We start from the raw sequence: 19,968 nt of genomic DNA, 5'->3' as shown, positions 1-19,968 counted from the left end.
TTATTTAGAGGATTTGTTGTGAAGATAGCATACTTACTCTGTTTTATTGTCACGTTTGGTTTTTGTGCACCCAGAGCTTGTACGACAGCAGAAGCAGCATCTATTGGTTGTAGTGGAGCAAATTATTCTTGCTTTATAGACGCTGAAGAGTACCAAGACAACTCTTCTAAAAATATCCCACATTGCATAAGAAAATCTGATAGAACCTGGACGATAGATACCAATAGCTTTTCTTCAGGCTTAGCACAAGATCACTATCATATTTACGTTGAGCAATTTTCTCCATGGAATAAACGATCATTAATAGGCATGTGGGATGATCACTCTAAAGGCTTAAGACAAAGATCAATAAATGGCAATCTAAATACCAGAGTAAATGGCGATATAGCTACCATTGGTGCTACCATTATGATTCCACAATACACTGGATATAATTTTGTTCCAGATCCATCTAACGTAACAAAAACATCATCTACAGCCGATAGAATATTTTTAGATACTGGTAATTTTTCGTCTAGCAATTACACACTTTGTCAAACAACATATATTTACAATCCTAGCAAGCATCCTTATTGTAAAAATTCATCCTCTTCCACATTTGATTTTAGTGAGAAAAATACCTTTATACAAAATAATTTAAAAGGCAAAAACGTAGTCTATGCCAGGCTTTATTGGGGCGGCTCTCTTTATCAAAACTGGGCCATAAAAAATCTTGGGTCAAATTTATATATAAGTGCTTTAAATTACATAAAAGGATATAGCAGGATTGATTTTAAAGCTCCTGGAAAAAATGTAATTACAATAGATGCTGATCCAAAAGATGTCTTTTGGTTTGGCTCATTTAGTGAGTATAAACCAAAATCAATGACTCTTGAATCATATAATCAAAACGAGTCCAATAGCTACTATGTAAAAGCTGGAATAAACTACCAATATGTAGCAAGTGCTGATGTAACAGATATAGTTAGAGACTCTCTTGGTACTAGTGAGTCAGATAGGACATTTTATGCTGGTAATATCAGATCCACTACGATTCCCTTTAGTGATGAATTTATAGACCCAAATGATGGCATATATAAGGTAAACAATTCCACTAATAGAAAACTAAAAAAAACATACGGCACGCTACTATTCTCACCAGTTCAAGGACAAAATGGCTACTGGATACAATCCATCGCACCACAATTTGCAGCTTGGAGTTTGGTCATAATTTATGACTTTGATGATAAAACTGCCGCAGCAAACAATATAGAGCCAAAGCTTGTTAGTATATTTGATGGATTAGAAAGACTTGCAGCAGACTGGATGAAGTCAAGCGATCCATTTGGTACTGTAAAGAGCTCAACCATAGATGTAAAATTTGAAAATATCTACACACCAAAAGCAGGAAATATAGATGCTTCGCTTACAATGTTTTCATTTGGTGGCAAGCCAGAAACAAAAGGTGAAGATATCAAGATAAAAAATGGTGGTAGCTATCAGAGTATCACCAGCGGATATAACGCGCAAGGCGATCAGTTTAACTCAACTATGACAAAATTTGGACAACTTATAAATCCAGGTAAAAAATTTCACTCTCAAGCAGACTTAGATATATTTGATATATCGGACAAAATGTCATATGCTCAAAAAGAAGCAGATATAAAATTTACAGTTACAACGATTAAAAGCTCAGGCGGTGCTAATGTCGTAAGTGCTGACCGTATAAATTTAGCTCTAGTTGGCTTCTCTTCTCGTATATATAAACCAGATGTTTGCTATATGGAATATATTTATGCAAAAAAACCTAGCGATAGTACTTTTACAAAGGTGCAAGAAAATACTCCGACGGTAGTGCCAGCAAATACTATTTTAAAAACTTTCGTTGAAGTTACAAATAATACTAATGAAGCTGCCCAAGACTTTGCGCTAAAAGCTACAATAGATCCAAGTCAAATTTATAATCCAAACTCAACTTACATTTACGCAGATAAAGCATCACAAGGGCCTAGTGATCTGCTTACTATGTCAGGACAGGTACACTATAACGACAACACAGGCTTGCAGCAATTAAGCGGAAATGACTTAACTTTTTATTTAGGACAAGGTGCGGCTGCAAATAAGGGTGGAGAAATGCTAATTCATCAAGGCAACTACGCTTATGCCATATATGAAACTACCCTTAAGTCTAAATTTGAGCCAAATAGTTACAAAGCCACGGTTGCAAATGCTGATATAAATTTACAGCCCTATGACACATACATAAGAAGATGTAGCAATCAAAATTACAACATTACTTTAGGCGTTAGTGCCAGTCCAAATAATTTCGTCGCAAGCAATAGACAAGACGATGGCTCGGTAGCTTTTAAAACTAAATTTAAAAATAGACTTCTAACTAAAATCGTTTCTACGCCATTTAATGTCTATATCACGAACTATGATACAGATGGCAACAAAAAAGTACCAGATGCCCCAGTAGATGTAAAAGTAGAGTTGGTCGAGTCTTGCAATGCTCCAACAAATTTATATGAACAAGATATAACATTTAATGGTGTAACTGATATTTTGTTGTCAGGCATTAGTATTGACAGAGCCTATAAAAGCGTAAAATTTAGAATTTCTCATCTTGATCCAGTGACAAATACCACAAAGGTTGAATGTGAAAAATTAGATGATTTTGCTATAAGACCAAGTCACTTTAGACTATGGGATACTGACAAGAATACGATCAATAATAACAATGTTTTAATGGGCGGCAAAGTTTATAATAACATTGCTCTTGCGGCTATGAAACCTCTTGATAGTGGCTTAGCAAATGGATATATAAACAACATAAGTGGCTCAAATGGAGAGATAAAACTTGTACCAGCATATAGTGCGACTTGCGATCCTAGCATTATAGAAAGCGAAAACAAACTAAGCGTAGATTTTAACGATCCAAATAAAGCATTGGGTAAAATTTTCCGTCACACATCAAGTGGACCTGTTGGCTTTTCTTACTCAGATATAGGCGATACATATTTTTATGTATTAGACAAAGACTATACAATAACTGATCAACATACACCATCAAGAGCTGATGATTGTGTAAAAAACTCAATTAGCAACGATCCATCACAAGATACTGCTCAAGAAGGAAGGATAGGATGTAGTATAAAGCTAGAAGGTAATAGAGATTATTTATTTAGGCCAAAAGATATACAAATAAGCAAGTTAAAGATAACAAAAGATAGCGATATAACATACCTTGATAATGAAGGCATACAAAAAGCAAAGCTTGACTTTGAAGTAACTGCTAGGTTGTTTAACGATGATCCTGCAAAACTTTATAATGAAGATTGCTATGCAAAAAATATGAACTTTGACATAAAGCTAGATAGAGTTCCTTTAAATTTTACAGACAACGATGGCAATGCCGGTACATTAGCAAAAGCAAATAAAGAAATTTTGTTTTTTGAAATTCCTGGCTCAAACACTAGAAAAGCAATAGATCCAAGTGCTACAAAATCAACATTTTATGTAGAAAAAAATACTTTTGTAAATGGCGTAGGCAAAGGTGAAGTGTATTTTAATTTTGAAAGAAAAGTAAATCATGCCAAAAATCCTTTTACTATTTCAAGTAATGATTTTAGCTTTAGCGGCATGTCAGATAGCACCGATACAGTAAAAAAATATGAAAAACCAGCAACAGAAACAACAGCAAAATTTTACTTTGGTAGGGTTTATGCACCATTTTATGAAGGGCTTTATAGCGGTTTTTATGCCAAAATTTATTATGGTGCCTACTGCGATGGATGCAATAAAAATGCCTACATGAAAAATGATGGCAAACTGTGGCAAGACTTTCCAGCTGCACCATTTTGGGCTACCAATCCAAAACATAGCGCAGGAGTACTTAACTATCACGACTTTAGCTTTACAAACACTTACAGCGGCACTGTTTTAAGAAATGATGTAAGTAGTATAAGCAATGGCGAGCAGATAATTTTTATAAGAAACCCTTCAGCGGTTACTGATGTGGCTAAAATGAGAGCACCTAGCTGGCTTCTTTATAGCGAATTTGATGAGAAACCTGAAACAAATAATTTCAATCTAAATTTTCTAGTACCAAATGGCGAATGGGCTGGTAAAGTCCTAAAGAGCAATAACATAGAAGATAAGACAAGCGGTGCAGTTGGAGGTTTTATAGGAGTAAAATCTAATAGTGATAGTAACCTAGATATAAGTGACAAGACAAACAGGAGAATAGAGTGGTAAAAAGAGGTGGCTTTTCATTGATAGAGCTTATCTTATCAGTGCTTGTAGTGGCCATAGTAAGTGCAAGCCTACCACTAGCAGTAAGAACTACTTCGAATCTAAGCGAGCAGTCCTTAATGCAAGAAGGACTAATGAATGCTAAAACTTATATGTCATTAATATTAAAAGCACCATTTAGCGATCAAGTCTTAATAGCCGGTAAAAATACCATGCCATCATCCATAACCACTCAAGAGGCTATAATTTTTCCTCTTATTATCTGCGATCAAGGGGCAAATCCAGATTTTTATGAAAAAAGCGGTGTAAAAGGAGAGGGACATAGGATACTTGCATATCCAGTGCAAAATTCATCTGCATGTGCCACAAGGCCTAGTGATTCAAAGCTTCCAGAATCAATCAAAAGCGTAAATTTTAAAGTAAAATCTATCAAAAATTTCAATACTCAAAAATCCATCTCGCCAACTGCTAGCACTACTAAACGCGACTTTATCATAGATACAGAAACGACTCCAACCATAACAAATGGAGCTGATAAATTTGTAGTTAGCACTCCTTTAAACGATAGTGACGTTTTACAGATAAAGCTAGATACGACTATGAAAACTACAAAAGAGAGCAAAAGCGTACTTTATGGATATGCCTTTAACATAGGTGAAAGTAGCACCCTAAGTGTAAAAGAATGGAAATGAAAAAAACAAAAAAAGCTTTTACATTAATTGAGCTAATAATAGTCATCACCGTACTTGGTGTTATCTCACTTATGAGCTTTAACACGCTTATGAATTTATATCAAAACTATTTTCAAAGCAAAGTAATAAACGAACTAGAAACACAAAGCGAAATCGCTCTAGAGCAAATTTCAATGCTACTTAGCCACAGAATCAAACAAAGCGTTATCGCTAGGAAAAAAAATGGAGATTACCTAGCTCTAAATGATAGTGGTGTAAATTTAAGTAGCGACTTTGAAATTTTAGAATTTATCCCAGCCGCTTATGAGCTATTTGATGGCATAAACGAATATAAAGGAGATGATACTAACGGAGATCCGATCATCGAAGAAGGCATATATAGCGGATATGTAGATCTTGCAAATAGTTCTGTTGCAAATGGATTAAAAAGCCCTGGAAGCAAATTTAATAATGCTTTTAGAAACGGCGTAATGGACTTGACCTGCGAAAATGATAGCGATGAAGAAGATGTAAATAGCGGCTCTAGGTGTATAAACGCCGATAATGAAAATGGCGGTTTAGTAGCGATATTTTCTAGCATACTTTATAGAGTTGGTAGCAGCTTTGGCTATCAAGAAAATTTAGACCAAAGGCACTTAGATATCGCAAAAGTAGGCATACAATCAATCAATACGCTTAAAATTTCAAGTGATTTTAAAAATAAAAAAATTTCAGAACAGTATAAGCTAGCTTATACAGCCATTGCCATAGCGCCAGCTGAGCAAAGTGCCGAGGATGTACAAAACGGCTCTTTTGACCTTAAAATTTACTACAACTATAGGCCATGGCTAAATGAAAGCTTTAAAAAATTTAGCTCAACATCTACAAAGGCTATCAAAGCCGAAAGTGCAACACTGGCTAAACACGTAACAAGATTTGTCTTTACAGAAAAAAATGGAGTCATCGCGTTAAAGCTTTGCCTTAAAGCAGAAAAATCAGAAATAACCATTTGCAAGTCAAAGGCTGTTTATTAATGAGAAAAGGATTTACATTAATAGCGGCGATATTTTTTCTAGTTGTGGCAGCTTCTATCAGCACTCTTGCCCTTTCGATAGCTAGCACATCAGCTAGACAAAGCAGTGAAATTTATCTAAGAGAGCAAGCACAACTCGTTGCTCAAGCAGCAGCAGAGTATGCGATGTTTGAAATTTTTAGAACCGATTTCTCAAACAAATGCCTAGATAAAGTAGATGGAGAATTTAACGATATGTTCGACTTTAAAGTAAAAATAACTTACTTTGGCGATATCGGCATATGCACTCCACCGACCATCATGCCAGGAACAAACGGAGTCGCAAGTACTGGCAATATGATCTTTGATGTTTTTGTAACATCAAAAGATAAAAAAACACCAAATCCTATAAATTTTCACAAACGAACTCTTCAGAAACTTTAAAATTTTATAAAGATTTTAGTTTAATTTGTTTTTAGTTTTAGCGTGTTATAATCATCTTACTTTCTATAAAGGAGATTACGATGAACATAAGCATTGTAGGAAAACAATTTGAGCTAACAGAGCCAATCAAAAACTATATCCAAGACGCTTTTGATACGCTTGGTAAATACAATCTCGACATCATCTCAGCAAGATGTGTTGTGGCAGCCGATGAAAAACAAGGAAAAAAAGGCTTTAATGCAGAATTTTCTCTAAATATGGCTCATAAAGACACCATAGTCGTTCGCCAAAAAGATAAAGATCTTTACGCTGCGATCGATCTTGCTATCGAAAAAGCATCAAAAGTTTTAAGAAGAGAGCATGATAAGAAATTTACTGTTAAAGGCAAGGCTGACGACAAAGAATTTCGCTCAAGAATAGGAGAAGAAAAGATCGAAGGTGTCGAGGAGATCGTACCTATGGAGCTTGAAATTTATAAACCTCTTGAGGTCGAAGAAGCACTTGAAAAACTAAAATCAAGCGATAAACAATTTTACGTATTTAACGATGTTTACGCAAAAATGCGTGTGATCTACAAAAGAACAGACGGAACTTTCGGTCTTTACTAAAACTAGGGGCAGCTTTGCCCCTAAAAATTTATGCTAATTCACTATAAATCTTCTTTCTGAAATCTAAAAATTCTACTACAAAAACTGATACGCCAGCAAATGGCTTTAAATTTTCAAAAATAGAATAGATATCCTTGCGTGAGATAGGTATAGATACAAGGTGGCTTTCGTGCGAGCCTCTTTTTAGAAGATCTTGGCGAACTAAATTAAAACGACATAAACTAGGTTGTAGTTAGTGAAGAGCGTAGCAAAAGAGGTATATGCCATAAAAAAGTGGGTGATTTTCTTAAAAATAATCTAGATGTAGAATTTTATTTTATAGACTGAGAAAGTGTAGATAAATATAACAAATGGCATAACAGAGCAAACGAGCTAAAAATGCTTGATAGCACTAGAAATTTTTAAAGATAAAAGAGAAACAAGGCTCTCTTTTTGATTTTTAAAATATCAAATAGCTAAAACAAATACTATCTATTTATCTAAATTTTCACTAATTTTTGGTCTAAAGGCCTTATTTATCTTTCTTATCCAAATGATTAGCGAGATAAACAAGATAAAGTAAAATACATAGCTAGCTACCGGCCAACTAGTATCAGTGCCGCTTTCTTTTAGTGAGATGACATTTCTAAACTCTTGAAGCATAGAAATTCTATATCCATAATATTTTACAGTTACGTTTTTATCGCTATTTGCAAAGCCTTGAGCCTTGGCTTGTACATCAGCTGAGTTAAATTTAAAATAAAACGGAAATCCCCATGCAGTATCTTCATTTCTATAAGCCATGACTTTATTTGAATTATTAGAATCTTTAGTGTAGATAAAATAAACATCTCTGGTAGGGCCATCTGCTGGATTTTTAGCGTCGATGATACCATCTTTGTCCATACGTTTGACATCGCCACCCGTGATTTGCACATTTGCATAGTGTGGAAACGAATAATCAACTACAAGAGCCAAAAAAGCGTGTAAGAGTACGATGAAAATAACGCAAATTCTTTTAAAAAATGTAATCATTTCTTTCCTTTTAAATTTGCGTTATTTTATGAAAAGATAGCTTAATAAAGGGGCAAAATACCCCTTTAATTTTAAGCTTTTTTATTAAGCATAAATTTTAGAAGTTGTGCAAGGAAGCTGATTCCACCGATTATTAAAATCGTATCGCCAATCATTCTTACCCATCTTAAATTTTGTAAGTGTGATTGTTGTAAAAGCTCAGCGCTTCTTGCATACCACATACCATGCTCTAGGCTTGCAAATGCTTGATAAATTCCTATTGGAAGTAGTGAAAGCACGATCATTAGCATAAGACCTATATTTAAGCCCCAAAAACCTACTTTCATAAGTTTTTCATCAAATTCTTGACCTTTGAATAGATAAGTAGCTACTAGCCAAACAAATCCAAGTGCCAAAAATCCATAAACACCAAATAGCGCAGCATGTCCGTGAACTGGAGTCGTATTTAGGCCTTGGATATAAAATAGTGAAATCGGAGGATTGATTAAAAATCCAAATACACCAGCGCCTAGCATATTCCAGAAAGCAACTGCGATAAAGCAGTAAAGTGGCCATTTTAATGTCTTAGCCCAAGTTTGAGCAAACTGAAGTCTGTAGTGTTCATAAGCTTCAGCGCCAAGCAATACAAGAGGAACTACCTCAAGTGCTGAGAAGCTAGCGCCAACTGCCATTATAGGCGTTGTAGTGCCCGCAAAATATAAGTGGTGGAAAGTTCCTGGAATTCCGCCTACTAAGAAAAGTGATGCACTCGCAAGTGTTGAAAACGTAGCAAATCTCTTTGAAACAAGACCAAGACTAACAAATACAAAAGCAAGTGAAGCGGTAGCAAAGACCTCAAAAAAGCCTTCAACCCAAAGGTGTACAACCCACCAGCGCCAGTATTCCATCACCGGAAGTGGACTTCTTTGGCCGTAAAATAATCCTGCTCCATAAAATAATCCAACTGCAACAGCTGAAGCTGCAAAGATAGCAAGTAAATTTTTATCACCTTTGTTCTTAAATCCGCCGATAAATCCGCGAAGTAAAAGTAGCATCCAAATGACAAGGCCAACAAATAAAATAATTTGCCAAACACGTCCAAGCTCGATATATTCGTATCCTTGGTGTCCAAACCAGAAGCTTAAATTTATAGGCATAATATTTGCAATCGCTAAATACTCGCCAGCAAAACTGCCAACCACAAGGATTAGTAGTGCATAAAATAATAAATCTACGCCAAGCTTTTGGAATTTTGGATCTTTACCGCCATTTATAATAGGTGCTAGGAAAAGACCGCCTGCTAAAAATCCTGTCGCAATCCAGAAAATACTAGCCTGAATGTGCCATGTTCTAGCAAGTGAATAAGGAATATAAGCTGATAAATTTATACCGTAAAATTCTTGTCCTTCGACTGTATAGTGAGCTGTAAAGCCGCCTATTAAAATTTGGAATGCAAAAAGAGCCAAAGTCACAAAAAGATATTTTTTAAGAGCTTTTTGAGATGGAGTTAGGCTTAATTTACTAAGTGGATCTTCGCTAATAGCTTCCAACTTTTCATCATCTTTTTTGCCATAAAAAGAGCTAAACCAAACAAGAAATCCAATACCAGCAATAAGTATTACAACACTTGCGATTGACCAAAAGATATTTTCGCTTGTTGGTACATTATCGATTAGTGGCTCATGTGGCCAGTTATTTGTGTATGTAGCATCGCTATTAGGTCTGTTTGCTGCGGTTGCCCAGGCTGACCAGAAGAAAAAGTTATTAAGATCATCTCTATCAGAAGCATTTGGAAGAGTATTTTCTTTCATCGCATAAGCTTCTCTTAAAGATTTAAACTTAGGATCATTTCCAAAAAGTGCTGAATACTCTTGGCTTACTTGTTTCATAGCCTTTAATCTATCGCTGCTAAGTACGATCTTATCGTCTTTTACGCCATTTTCTCGGTACTCTTTTTTAAGTAGAACTTTTAGATTTGCCTTTTGTTCATCATTTAAGTCAGCATATTTTGAGTGATAAATTTCATCTGCTTTTAACTCTAAAAATATAACTAACTCTTTGTGAAGCCAGTCCGCACTCCAATCAGGTGCTTGATATGCGCCGTGTCCCCAAACAGAGCCAACTTGCATACCTCCTATGCTTTGCCAGGCCTCTTGACCTTTATAGATGCTCTCTTTGTCGATCACGACATTGCCATTCTCATCTGTAAAATTTACAACTGGTGGCGAGCTTCTATAAACTTCAACGCCGTAGTAGCCTAAAATACTAAAGCAAATTACTAGTACTGCAACAAGTGCTAGCCAATACTTTTTGTATTCACGCATTGATTCTCCTTTTTTTAAAAATTTTAAGGCGAAGTTTATCTCATTTTAAAAAAGCAAATAATGACATATGTCAACAAAAGGAGAGAATTTATCTTATTATATTTATAAGAATTTACAATATATGTAAATTCTTCATAATGTATATGCAAAATTTACATAGAATTAATATAAATATTATTAATATACATGTTTATACTTCAAAAATAAAGGAAAAAATATGCAAACAAATTTTATGCATAAAGTAACCAAATTTAGCCTTGTTGCTTCACTATTTATGGCTCTTAGTCTAAACGCAGCTGAGTCTGCAAGAAGCATTACCGATATGCAAGGCGTCAAAGTAAGCGTGCCTGAGAAGGTTGAGAAGATCGCTGCTCTTTGGAACGCAAACAACGAGATCATCCTAGCACTTGGCGGTATGGATAAGGTTGTAGCCACAACTGATCTGATCAAAACCAACAAGTGGTTTGAGCACGTCTATCCAAAACTTAAAAATTTGCCAGCTGCACTAAACGGCAAAGATCTTCAGATCGAAGAGCTTGTTAAGCTTGCACCTGATGTTATCATAGTTTTTAACAAAAACTACCAAGATGAGCTTATCAAAAACGGCTTTAGCGCGGTAAATTTAATCTTTAGAGACTATCCAGATATGGAGAAAAGCATCTACGCAACAGCTGAAGTCATAGGCACTGATGACGCTAGGAAAAAAGCTGAAAAGCTTGCTAATAAAATCCATGATAACTCTGAGTTTGTAACAGCAAGAACAAAAAACATCCCTGACGCTAAACGTCCAAAAGTACTTCACCTTCTTGGCGGAGCGAATTTGCTAAAAATTGATGGCACAAATACTATCCAAAACACTTGGATCAAGCTAGGTGGCGGTGTAAATGCTATCCAAACTGAGGGCTCAATGATCGAAGTTAGCGCAGAAGAGATCATCAATGCAAATCCTGATATCATCATCGTTGGCGGCAATGACACAGATGCACAGATCAAAAAGATAAAAGAACACCCTGCATTCTCTGGCTCAAATGCTGTTAAAAACGGCAAAGTTTATGGTAACCCAAAAGGTGTATTTAGCTGGGATAGATATGGCGCTGAAAACGTGCTTCAAATTTTATGGGCAGCAAAGACTATCCAACCAGATCTATTTAAAGATGTCGATATGAAAGTAAAAACAAAAGAGTTTTATAAAGAGTTCTTAAATCACGATCTTAGCGACACAGAGTACGGCTATATCCTAAAAGGTCTAAATCCAGACGGTAGCAGCAAGTAAGATATGAAAAACGCAAATTTTTCAATAGTTGTTATCTTTTTAGCTCTACTAACGCTTCTTTGCGCCTTTGTCGCACTGGGCGTTGGTAGATTTTACATACCATTTAACGACGTCTTTAGCGTGCTGGCTCACAGCTTTGGTTTTGGAGATGGCGCAGCTAGCAACATCACAAACGTGATAGAAAATTTACGCATCCCACGCATCATCGCAGCCATCCTTGTTGGAGCCGCTCTTAGCGTGAGTGGTGCAGCCTATCAAGGCGTCTTTAAAAACCAGTTAGTTAGCCCTGATCTTCTAGGCGTCTCAGCTGGTGCTTGTGTGGGAGCAGCCACTGCTATCATCTTTGATCTATCGCTATTTTGGGTGCAGGCTTTTGCCTTTGGCTTTGGCCTAGCAGCCGTTGCTATCACGCTAGCCATACCAAAGATGATGGGACGCACGAGCACGCTTATGCTGGTTCTTTCTGGTATCATCGTAAGTGGCCTTATGGGCTCAGTTATCGGCTTTTTAAAGTATGTCGCCGACCCTGAGACGAAGCTGCCTGACATTGTTTATTGGCAGCTTGGTAGTCTTGCAAAGCTTGATAGTGACAACTTAAAATACATAGCTCCAGTGATGATCATCTGCGCCATTTTGCTAATCGCCATGAGCTGGCGTATAAATTTGCTATCTCTTGGCGACGAGAGTGCGGCTAGACTTGGCGTAAATGTCTCATTTGAGCGCGCTGTCATCATCATCTGCGCTACGCTTCTTACAGCATGCAGCGTCTGCATAAGCGGCATAGTCGCTTGGGTGGGACTTCTCATGCCTCACTTAGCGCGCATGTTAGTTGGCGCAAATAACATAAAAAGCATGCCTGCAAGCATATTTATGGGTGCGATATTTTTACTTTTTGTAGATACTCTAGCGCGCAGCATAAGCGTGAGCGAAGTGCCTCTTGGCGTACTTACTGGCTTTATCGGCACGGTATTTTTCGTCTGGGTTTTATGGCGAAATAAAAAGGTTGCATGATGCTTGAAGTTAGAAATTTAAACTTTAGCTACCCAAATGGGGCTGGCAAACTAGAAAATGTAAATTTAAAGATAGGCGCTGGGGAAATTTTAACCATACTTGGCCGAAATGGAGCTGGCAAATCAACAACTCTTGGGCTAATAAGTGGCTCGCTAAAGCCAGTTTCAGGAGAGATCTTTCTTGATGGCAAAAATGTAGATAGTCTAAGCAACAAAGAGCGCGCTAAGATCATGGCGTACGTGGCTCAAAGCGAGGTTACAGAGTATGACTACACTGGACTTGAGTTTATCACGATGGGGCGTGCGGCGCACCTTGGTATCTTTGCAAGACCTAGCAAAGAGGACGAAGAGATCGCTAGAATTTACACTAAAAAGCTTGAGATCGAGTATCTTGAAGATCGCTTTATCACGCAGATGAGTGGCGGTCAAAAGCAGATGTGTATGATCGCTCGTGCGATGGCTGCGCAGCCAAAGATGATCATATTTGACGAGCCAACGAGCGCGCTTGATTTTGGCAACCAGTATAAATTCCTACGCACCGTCAAATGGCTAAAAGAGCTTGGCTACTCGGTCGTGCTAACCACTCACAACCCTGACTTTGCCGTGCTTCTTGGTGGATATGTGGCACTTGTAAAAGGTGATGGCGAGGTTGGTTTTGGCACGGTTGATGAGATCATTAGAAGCGAGAATTTAAGCCAGCTTTACGGACTAAATTTAAATGTGAGCTACATCGACGAAGTAAAAAGAGAGTGTTGCTTAACATATCCTCTTTAAATTTATACTCTCAAAAGAGAAATTCTTTTGAGGGCTTTTTGTATTATTTTTCTTATTTAATACTACCTTTGGAGTAAAAATGAAAAAAGTAGTTTTGATTTTATTTTTTGCATTGATAGCAAATGCGGCGGATAAATTTGATTGTTCTAAACGCTACTGCAAAGAGATGAAAAGTTGCGAAGAAGCATATCACTATCTAAGAAAATGCGGACGCAGTGGGTTTGATCGTGATCGTGACGGCATACCATGCGAGAATGTATGCAAAGAGCGAAGAGTAGAAAAATAATTTTATTAAAATTTACTCCGCTAAATTTTAAAGCCAACAAAATCAAAAATTTAGATTAAGCTAAAAGCAACTAGGCATTATTTTTAGCAAGTGCCGCCACTCTAGTCTTTGCAGCCTGTGTGATATCATCCTCGTAGTCGTAGAAGTTAAAGGTCGCCCCGTGCTGGAAAAAGCCATTTAATATATCGCCGCTTTGGCGGTTTTTCAGATCAAGCTCAGCCACCTTAAAGCCGTCATTTGTCGCGCAAAATTCCTTTAGCCTAGCTGGTGCCTCTTTTAGCTTGGTAAATAAAAAGCAGTATCCATCACCACCATTTCGCCCCACTCTGCCTCGCAGCTGATGAAGCGTGGCAAGCCCTAGCCGCTCAGCGCCCACGATCACTATCGTATTTAGCCTTGGCAGCGAGATCCCAACCTCAACAACGGTTGTTGAGAGCAAAATTTCGCCCTCTTCTCTAAACCGTCTTAAAATTTCTTCTTTCTCTTTGTCCTTGCCGTGCGTTACAAAAACATTTTTGAAATTCTTTAGCCAAAAACCCTGTGCCTCGATTAGACTTTGGTAGTTTGAGCTCTCGCTGCTCTCAACTAGCGGATAGATGATGGCTACTTGAAAGCCGCCCGCAAGCTGCTTTTTGATGTGAGTTAGCAAAAAGCCAAACTCGCTAGCGCCTATAATTTGGCTCATTATATTTTTCTTAAATGGCATCTGCTTTAAAAAGCTAAAATTTACGATCTCAGACTGAATTAAACTTAGCGTCCTAGGTATAGGCGTAGCTGAAAACTGCACGAAATTTGCTCGCTCATACTCGTTTGAGGCAAGCTCTTCTATCTTTTTGCGCTGATTTGAGCCAAAGCGGTGCTGCTCATCGACCATAACTAGCGGCGAATTTGGCAGCTCGTGAAAGAGCAGCGCATGCGTGCCAACGATCAAATTTACCCCGCTAAAGTCTATCTTTTTCTCCCCGCTTCGCACCAGCATCACGTTCATAAAAGTAGGTAGCAACCTCTTTGCTTCGTTATAAATTTGCTCGCTTAAGATGCTTGTTGGCGCCATCAAAATGGCACTTTGCGGATAGACGCTGAGTGCTGCTGCTAGGATCACTAGCGTCTTGCCACTTCCCACGTCGCCCATTATGACGCGCCTTTTTGCCTGCACAGCACTAAGGTCGTCTCTGATGTCGTTTATCGCTTTTATCTGGTCGTTTGTCGGCGTAAATGGCAAGCTCTTAAGCCAAGAGCTTATATCAAAAAGCTTGATCTTGGGGCTTTTAAAGTAGGTTTTTTTAGCACTTAGCTTTTTTATGTAGTTAAAAATTTCTACAAATTTTAAGATCTCCACGCCCTCGCCATCATTTTTTAGGCGGTATAAAATTTGTACACTTTGCTCATCTAGCCTTTGCAGATTGGCTAAAAATTTAGCCTCTTTTTCATTTAAGCCCTCGGCCAGTAAATTTTGGAAATTTAGATATTTTAAGATAAGTTTTTTTAACTCATCATCTTTTAGCTCAGTCTTAAATTTAGGCACGATCTGGCCTACTTTTGTGGTGATTTTTGGATTTATTATCTGCCACGAGCCAAAGGCGTAGGAGCAAAGCCCATATATCGCCATCTCTTTGCCTACCTTAAAAGCGCCGTAGTGCCAAGACTTCGCGTTAAAAATGACGATCTTTACGCTACTTTGCCACTGCTCGCAAAAGGCAAGTGCTGTTAGCATGCCAGGGCGTGAGGCAAGCGAAGTGATCTTTACATTTATGCAGACCTGCCCTTCTCTTGGGCTCTTAGCGATCGTCGTATCCTCAAAGCCCTTTGGTAGCACTAGAGCAAGGTCAAGTAGGCTAAGCACGCCTATTTTTAGAAGTTTTGCTCTGTCACTTGCTTCAAATTTCATTTTTTAGGACGCAAAAACTTAGCCGATTGATCTCTGCGTGGGCTTTTATGAAGCTATTTAGCTCGCTTAGCGAAAGGGCTGAAATTTTATCTAGATCCTTTAAAAATGCCCCAAGCTCGCCATGCTCATAAAACTCGCTTTGCGCGATGTCAAGGCGCTTAAATAGCGTCTCAAGTCTAAGCGGCAACGAACCAAGTAAAAATTTCTTCGCCTGCTCAAGCTCGGCCTTGCTAACGCCTTTTTTACTAAATTTTAAAATTTCCTCTTTTATAACGGCGATAGCCTCATCTTTTTTCTCATTTTTTGTCTGCATGTAGCCGTAGAGCTGGCTGTAAGAGAGATTTAGCAAATTTCTAGCGTAGGCGCTATAAGCAAGCCCTCTTTTCACACGGATCTCCTCCATAAGCCTCGAGCCAAAGCCACCCTCACCTAGGATAAATGTCGCCACTGCGGCCTTGTATTTTTCTTCAGGTTTCACGTTAAATGGCGCACCAAAGTAGATGTATGCCTGCTCGCTTTGCCTGATGATCTCGCTGCTTTCGCACTTGTCACTTGGGCTAAAGCGCTCTAGATTTCGCACCTTGCCAGGTTTTAGGATCTCTAAAACGCCGGCTAGCTCTTTTGTCTGCTTCTCATCGATATCGCCACCTAGCAAGCAAAGCAAATTTGAAAGGTCTAAATGCTCGTTTAAAAATTTGCTCACATCTTCAAGCGTGATTGCTTTAATGCTCTTTTTAGTACCAATACTAGGCTGAGCAAGCACGCTTTTTGGATACAAAAGCTCAAAAAGTCCCTGCCTTGCTAAGTAGTCAAAGTCATTTTCATTTGCTGCGATCTCGCCAAGTGTGACGGTTTTGCACCTATTTAGAATTTCTTCTGTCAAATTTGGAGCGAGCAGTAGCTCTTTTAGCTTGCCACACGCAAAGGCAAAGTGCTCTTTTAGGCAGTTTAGATCGATGCAAAATGTCTCAAAACCGCAGCTTGCATTTAGGCTGATCGCCCTTACTTCAAGCTCTTTGGCAAATTTAGCCGAGCCTAGCTTCATATCGCCCTCGTTTAGTAAATTTGCACTTAGTCTTGCAAGGCCTGCAAGCTTGCCATTTTGAGAGCTGCCAGCTGCTTTGAAAACAAGTCTGAGGCTCACTACTGGCATCGCTTTTGAGCTTTCAAAAACGACTGGGATTTTTACATTTTTTACATTGATATCTAAAATTTTCATCTAAAATTTCTCCAAAATATCATAGTTTGTGTTGCGCTTAGCTGGAATTTCTCCGACATCTTTTATAAGCTCAATCATCTGATCTTGATTCATCCTAAAGCTAGCACCTGCTGCCTTTACGACGTTTTCTTCCATCATCGTACTACCAAGGTCATTAGCACCAAAAAGAAGTGCAAGCTGCCCTACGTAGCTGCCCTGCGTAACCCAGCTACTTTGGATATTTTTAAAGTTATCCAAAAAGAGCCTTGAGACCGCAAGAAGTCTTAGATAGACGTTTGAGCTTTGCTTTTTGATCTCAGGGAATTCTTGCATGAGCTTTGTGTTTAGCCCTTGAAAACTCCAAAGTATAAATGCCCTAAATCCAGCCGTTTCATCTTGTAAATTTCTGATATGCTCCCAGTGCTCGACGATCTCACGAGTGCTCTCAACCGTGCCAAACATCATCGTAGCAGTCGTTTTCATACCAAGCTCGTGCGCCTCTTTGTGTATGCGAAGCCAGTCTGAGGTATCGCATTTTTTTGGGGCGATGATGTCACGAACGCGGTCGCTTAAAATCTCCGCTCCAGCCCCTGGCATCGAGTATAAGCCCTTTTCATTCAGGCGTTTTAAGACCTCTTTTGTAGAAATTTTTGAAACTCTTGCGATGTAGTCGATCTCAACGGCTGAAAAACCATGTATCGTGATGCTTGGATAGTGCTTACTGATGTAGGCGACAAGCTCCTCGTACCACTCGATCTTTAGCTTTGGATGAACGCCACCTTGAAATAAAATTTGCGTACCGCCAATGGCGATAAGCTCCTCGATCTTCTTGCCGATCTCCTCAAAACTTAGCACATAAGCGTCTTCTTCTTTTGCGTGGCGGTAAAATGCGCAAAATTTACAATCCACCCAGCAGACGTTTGTATAGTTAATGTTGCGATCTACAATGAAGGTCGTTATGTTATCTGGATGAAGCTCTTTTTTTCTAGCTAGCGCCATCTTGCCAAGCTCGTGAAGCGGTGCATTTTCTATAAGATCGATAGCCTCATTTACACTAAGTCTTTTCAAATTTAACCTTTTATTTTGCTTATTTTTGGGCGAGAGTTTAGCTAAAAATGCTTTTAAATATGATAAATCAGGCGTTATGAAAAATTAATTTTTAAAGGCTAAAATGTTAAAAATTCTTTAAAGGAGCGAGTTATGAAAAAGATAGTATTTGCCGTTATTTGCGGACTATTTTTAGTCGGTTGTGCTAAAAATGAGCCAAAGCCAGCAAGCCACGAAGGTTGCGGTTGTCCTCATCACAAAGAGATAAAAAGCGATATGCAAAAACAAGGTTGCCACCATCAAGGCTGCATGATGCAAGGCTCAATGCACAGCGATATGCAAGGCTGCCCAGCTCACGCAAAATAGTAAAAGTGCCAAATGGCACTTTTATTTTAATATCACCTTGTCACCTTTGGTGCCAAGAACCGTCACCTTCTCTCCGTTAGCTAAATTTCCGTCATATTTCCAAAGTGTACCTTTGAAATAGACCATATTTTCTCTGATCTCGCCAACTCCGGCTTCGTCTAAAAATTCCTCGTTAAAGCTCTCTTTTCTGGACATAAATTTACTCTTTAACGGCGCTTTTAAAAGCACAAGGAGCACGATCGCAATCGCTGCTGTAATTAAAATTTGATAGCTCCAAGCAAAACTAAAACCAAAATTTATAGCTCCAACTACGATAAAAGCTATGCCAAAAAATAGCAAATAAAATGAAAAGAAGATAAACTCGGTGATACACAAAACCACACCGATTGCTATCATTATAAAAGGGCTGATCACGCCTTATCCTTAGCTAGGAAATTTTTCAAAACACTAAGGGAGCCAATAAGCTCAGTTGCCTCATAAGGGACTAAAATTTTATCTTTTGAGCTATTTTTAGCTAGCTCGCTAAATGCACCGACTCTATCGCGAGCGAGCAAAAATTCAGCCGCATTTGCGTTTTTGCTCATACTATCATTTATCATATCCATAGCCTCTTTTTGAGCCGTTGCAATGGCTATTTGCTCGTATTTTTTTGCATCAGCCATACGCTCTATAGCCTCTGCTTGAAGCACTTTTTCTTGTTTTAGTGCTTCGGCATTGCGAATTAAAGCCTCTTTTTCAGCCAAGGCTTTTAGCTCGATCGCACGTTTTTCACGCTCGGCTTTCATCTGCATATTCATCGCCTCTTCGATGCCAAGTGGGACAGAAATTTCAGAAATTTCTACACGCATGATCTTTACGCCCCAGTTGCCAGCAGCGTCGCCAAGAGCCACTTGAAGTGCGGCATTTAGGCGGTCACGTGAGCTTAGTGTATCATCAAGATTCATCGCGCCGATCTCGCCACGAAGCGTTGTCATGGCTAAATTTGCTATGGCGCGCTTATAGTTATCTACATTATAAACCGCCATTTTTGCATCAAATACCTTTAAAAAAACGATACCATCGACGCTTATATTAACGTTATCTTTTGTGATGACTTGCTGTTTTGTAATATCTACTAGCTGCTCTTTTACGGTGATTATCGCTCTTATTTGATCGACAAATGGGATAATTATGTGAAATCCACCGTCAAGCACTTTGTGGAATTTACCAAGTCGCTCGATGAGTAGATTATCAGCTTGTGAGACGATCTTGATGCCAGCCTTTAAAAACAAGAACGCAAAGATAACCAGAACTACGACTAAAACGCCAAATGCTTCGATTTGCATTTTTACTCCTTTAATTTATAATTTGTTATTTTCTTAAGTATTATAATACATTTTAAATTTTATTTTCAAAAAGGATTAGCATGAAAAATTTTATATTTGCACTAAGTGCGGCTCTACTTTTGGCAGGTTGTGCATCATCTAGCCAAAACACAAACGTCCCACAAGGCAAATGTGAAGTAAAAAGTAGCTGCGAAGCTCCAATTAGCAGCATCGAGGGCACTTATAAAGCATTTTTACCTTGCGCTAGTTGCATGGGTGTTGATTCACGCTTAACATTAAAAAAAGATGGCACATTTGAAAGTGTAATGGACTATAAGTCAAAAGACAACTACAAAGCCGTTAGCAAAGGCAAATACTCAATTGAAAATGGTGTGATAACAACGATTGATGAGTATAAAGAAAAGAGCTTTTATAAAATAGAAGGCGAGAACCTAAAAATGCTAGATATGGATCAAAAAGAGGTCACTGGCGAGCTAAAAGATAAATACATCTTTAAACGCGTAAAATAAATTTTAA

The 19,968-nt window shown here is 38.3% G+C and carries 18 protein-coding genes; 11 read left to right on the top strand and 7 right to left on the bottom strand.

Annotation, left to right across the window (positions count from 1 at the left end):
• Positions 1-18: 18 nt before the first annotated feature.
• The 5 genes from G6W45_RS01960 to hpf all read left to right on the top strand — a co-directional run bounded on the left by G6W45_RS01960 (position 19) and on the right by hpf (position 6,968).
• On the top strand, positions 19-4,236 hold the full coding sequence (locus G6W45_RS01960) for a hypothetical protein (RefSeq protein WP_194167345.1): 4,218 nt from the start codon (positions 19-21) through the stop codon (positions 4,234-4,236).
• On the top strand, positions 4,230-4,925 hold the full coding sequence (locus tag G6W45_RS01955) for a type II secretion system protein (protein WP_054196360.1): 696 nt from the start codon (positions 4,230-4,232) through the stop codon (positions 4,923-4,925). Before G6W45_RS01960 ends, G6W45_RS01955 begins: the two co-directional genes overlap by 7 nt.
• The gene (locus G6W45_RS01950; RefSeq protein WP_242039027.1) at positions 4,922-5,938 is read left to right on the top strand and encodes a type II secretion system protein; all 1,017 of its coding nucleotides are present in this window, start codon (positions 4,922-4,924) and stop codon (positions 5,936-5,938) included. The genes G6W45_RS01955 and G6W45_RS01950 overlap by 4 nt, the downstream gene beginning before the upstream one ends.
• Positions 5,938-6,360, top strand: coding sequence for a hypothetical protein (locus tag G6W45_RS01945; RefSeq protein ID WP_103560627.1), 423 nt, complete (start codon positions 5,938-5,940; stop codon positions 6,358-6,360). Before G6W45_RS01950 ends, G6W45_RS01945 begins: the two co-directional genes overlap by 1 nt.
• Positions 6,361-6,440: 80 nt before the next feature.
• Complete coding sequence (gene hpf / locus G6W45_RS01940) at positions 6,441-6,968, top strand: ribosome hibernation-promoting factor, HPF/YfiA family (RefSeq protein ID WP_194167343.1); 528 nt, start codon at positions 6,441-6,443, stop codon at positions 6,966-6,968.
• A 471-nt stretch (positions 6,969-7,439) separates the two neighbouring features.
• Here hpf and G6W45_RS01935 read toward each other — a convergent pair whose 3' ends face one another.
• Together G6W45_RS01935 and G6W45_RS01930 are read right to left on the bottom strand one after the other, a co-directional pair.
• The gene (locus G6W45_RS01935) at positions 7,440-7,982 is read right to left on the bottom strand and encodes a DUF1523 family protein (protein WP_194167342.1); all 543 of its coding nucleotides are present in this window, start codon (positions 7,980-7,982) and stop codon (positions 7,440-7,442) included.
• Positions 7,983-8,053: 71 nt separating this feature from the next.
• Positions 8,054-10,285 carry a nitric-oxide reductase large subunit gene (locus tag G6W45_RS01930; protein WP_148817083.1) on the bottom strand — a complete coding sequence of 744 codons (2,232 nt, stop codon included), beginning with the start codon at positions 10,283-10,285 and terminating at the stop codon, positions 8,054-8,056.
• 217 nt (positions 10,286-10,502) lie between these two features.
• On the opposite strand from G6W45_RS01930, the gene G6W45_RS01925 reads away from it, so the two are divergent.
• The 4 genes from G6W45_RS01925 (at position 10,503) to G6W45_RS01910 (ending at position 13,628) form a co-directional block, all read left to right on the top strand.
• Positions 10,503-11,558: an ABC transporter substrate-binding protein gene (locus tag G6W45_RS01925; protein ID WP_194167341.1), complete on the top strand. Its 1,056-nt coding sequence runs from the start codon at positions 10,503-10,505 to the stop codon at positions 11,556-11,558.
• Positions 11,559-11,561: 3 nt separating this feature from the next.
• Entirely contained in the window at positions 11,562-12,569 is a 1,008-nt protein-coding gene (locus tag G6W45_RS01920) for a FecCD family ABC transporter permease (RefSeq protein ID WP_021084752.1), read from the top strand.
• A complete protein-coding gene (locus tag G6W45_RS01915; RefSeq protein WP_194167340.1) occupies positions 12,569-13,342 on the top strand; it encodes an ABC transporter ATP-binding protein in 774 nt (257 codons plus the stop codon). The genes G6W45_RS01920 and G6W45_RS01915 overlap by 1 nt, the downstream gene beginning before the upstream one ends.
• A gap of 79 nt (positions 13,343-13,421) precedes the next feature.
• Positions 13,422-13,628: an excalibur calcium-binding domain-containing protein gene (locus tag G6W45_RS01910; RefSeq protein ID WP_103628107.1), complete on the top strand. Its 207-nt coding sequence runs from the start codon at positions 13,422-13,424 to the stop codon at positions 13,626-13,628.
• Between the two features lie 70 nt (positions 13,629-13,698).
• Here G6W45_RS01910 and recG read toward each other — a convergent pair whose 3' ends face one another.
• Genes recG through G6W45_RS01895 form a run of 3 tightly spaced genes read right to left on the bottom strand, consistent with a single transcriptional unit; the run spans position 13,699 to position 17,782 of the window.
• On the bottom strand, positions 13,699-15,516 hold the full coding sequence (gene recG / locus G6W45_RS01905) for an ATP-dependent DNA helicase RecG (protein WP_194167339.1): 1,818 nt from the start codon (positions 15,514-15,516) through the stop codon (positions 13,699-13,701).
• A complete protein-coding gene (locus G6W45_RS01900; RefSeq protein ID WP_194167338.1) occupies positions 15,506-16,735 on the bottom strand; it encodes a M16 family metallopeptidase in 1,230 nt (409 codons plus the stop codon). Before G6W45_RS01900 ends, recG begins: the two co-directional genes overlap by 11 nt.
• The gene (locus G6W45_RS01895) at positions 16,736-17,782 is read right to left on the bottom strand and encodes a dehypoxanthine futalosine cyclase (RefSeq protein WP_194167337.1); all 1,047 of its coding nucleotides are present in this window, start codon (positions 17,780-17,782) and stop codon (positions 16,736-16,738) included.
• 132 nt (positions 17,783-17,914) lie between these two features.
• On the opposite strand from G6W45_RS01895, the gene G6W45_RS01890 reads away from it, so the two are divergent.
• Positions 17,915-18,127: a hypothetical protein gene (locus G6W45_RS01890; protein WP_087576785.1), complete on the top strand. Its 213-nt coding sequence runs from the start codon at positions 17,915-17,917 to the stop codon at positions 18,125-18,127.
• A gap of 21 nt (positions 18,128-18,148) precedes the next feature.
• On the opposite strand, the gene G6W45_RS01885 is transcribed toward G6W45_RS01890, so the two are convergent.
• Complete coding sequence (locus G6W45_RS01885; protein WP_021090625.1) at positions 18,149-18,541, bottom strand: NfeD family protein; 393 nt, start codon at positions 18,539-18,541, stop codon at positions 18,149-18,151.
• Entirely contained in the window at positions 18,538-19,452 is a 915-nt protein-coding gene (locus G6W45_RS01880) for an SPFH domain-containing protein (protein WP_054196349.1), read from the bottom strand. Before G6W45_RS01880 ends, G6W45_RS01885 begins: the two co-directional genes overlap by 4 nt.
• A gap of 80 nt (positions 19,453-19,532) precedes the next feature.
• On the opposite strand from G6W45_RS01880, the gene G6W45_RS01875 reads away from it, so the two are divergent.
• Positions 19,533-19,961 carry a copper resistance protein NlpE gene (locus tag G6W45_RS01875; protein WP_194167336.1) on the top strand — a complete coding sequence of 143 codons (429 nt, stop codon included), beginning with the start codon at positions 19,533-19,535 and terminating at the stop codon, positions 19,959-19,961.
• Positions 19,962-19,968: the final 7 nt, after the last annotated feature.

The organism is Campylobacter concisus, assembly GCF_015229955.1.
GTDB lineage: Bacteria > Campylobacterota > Campylobacteria > Campylobacterales > Campylobacteraceae > Campylobacter_A > Campylobacter_A concisus_AT.
The sequence above is the reverse complement of the archived record's forward strand: the minus strand, read 5'-3'. Positions and strand labels throughout refer to the sequence as shown.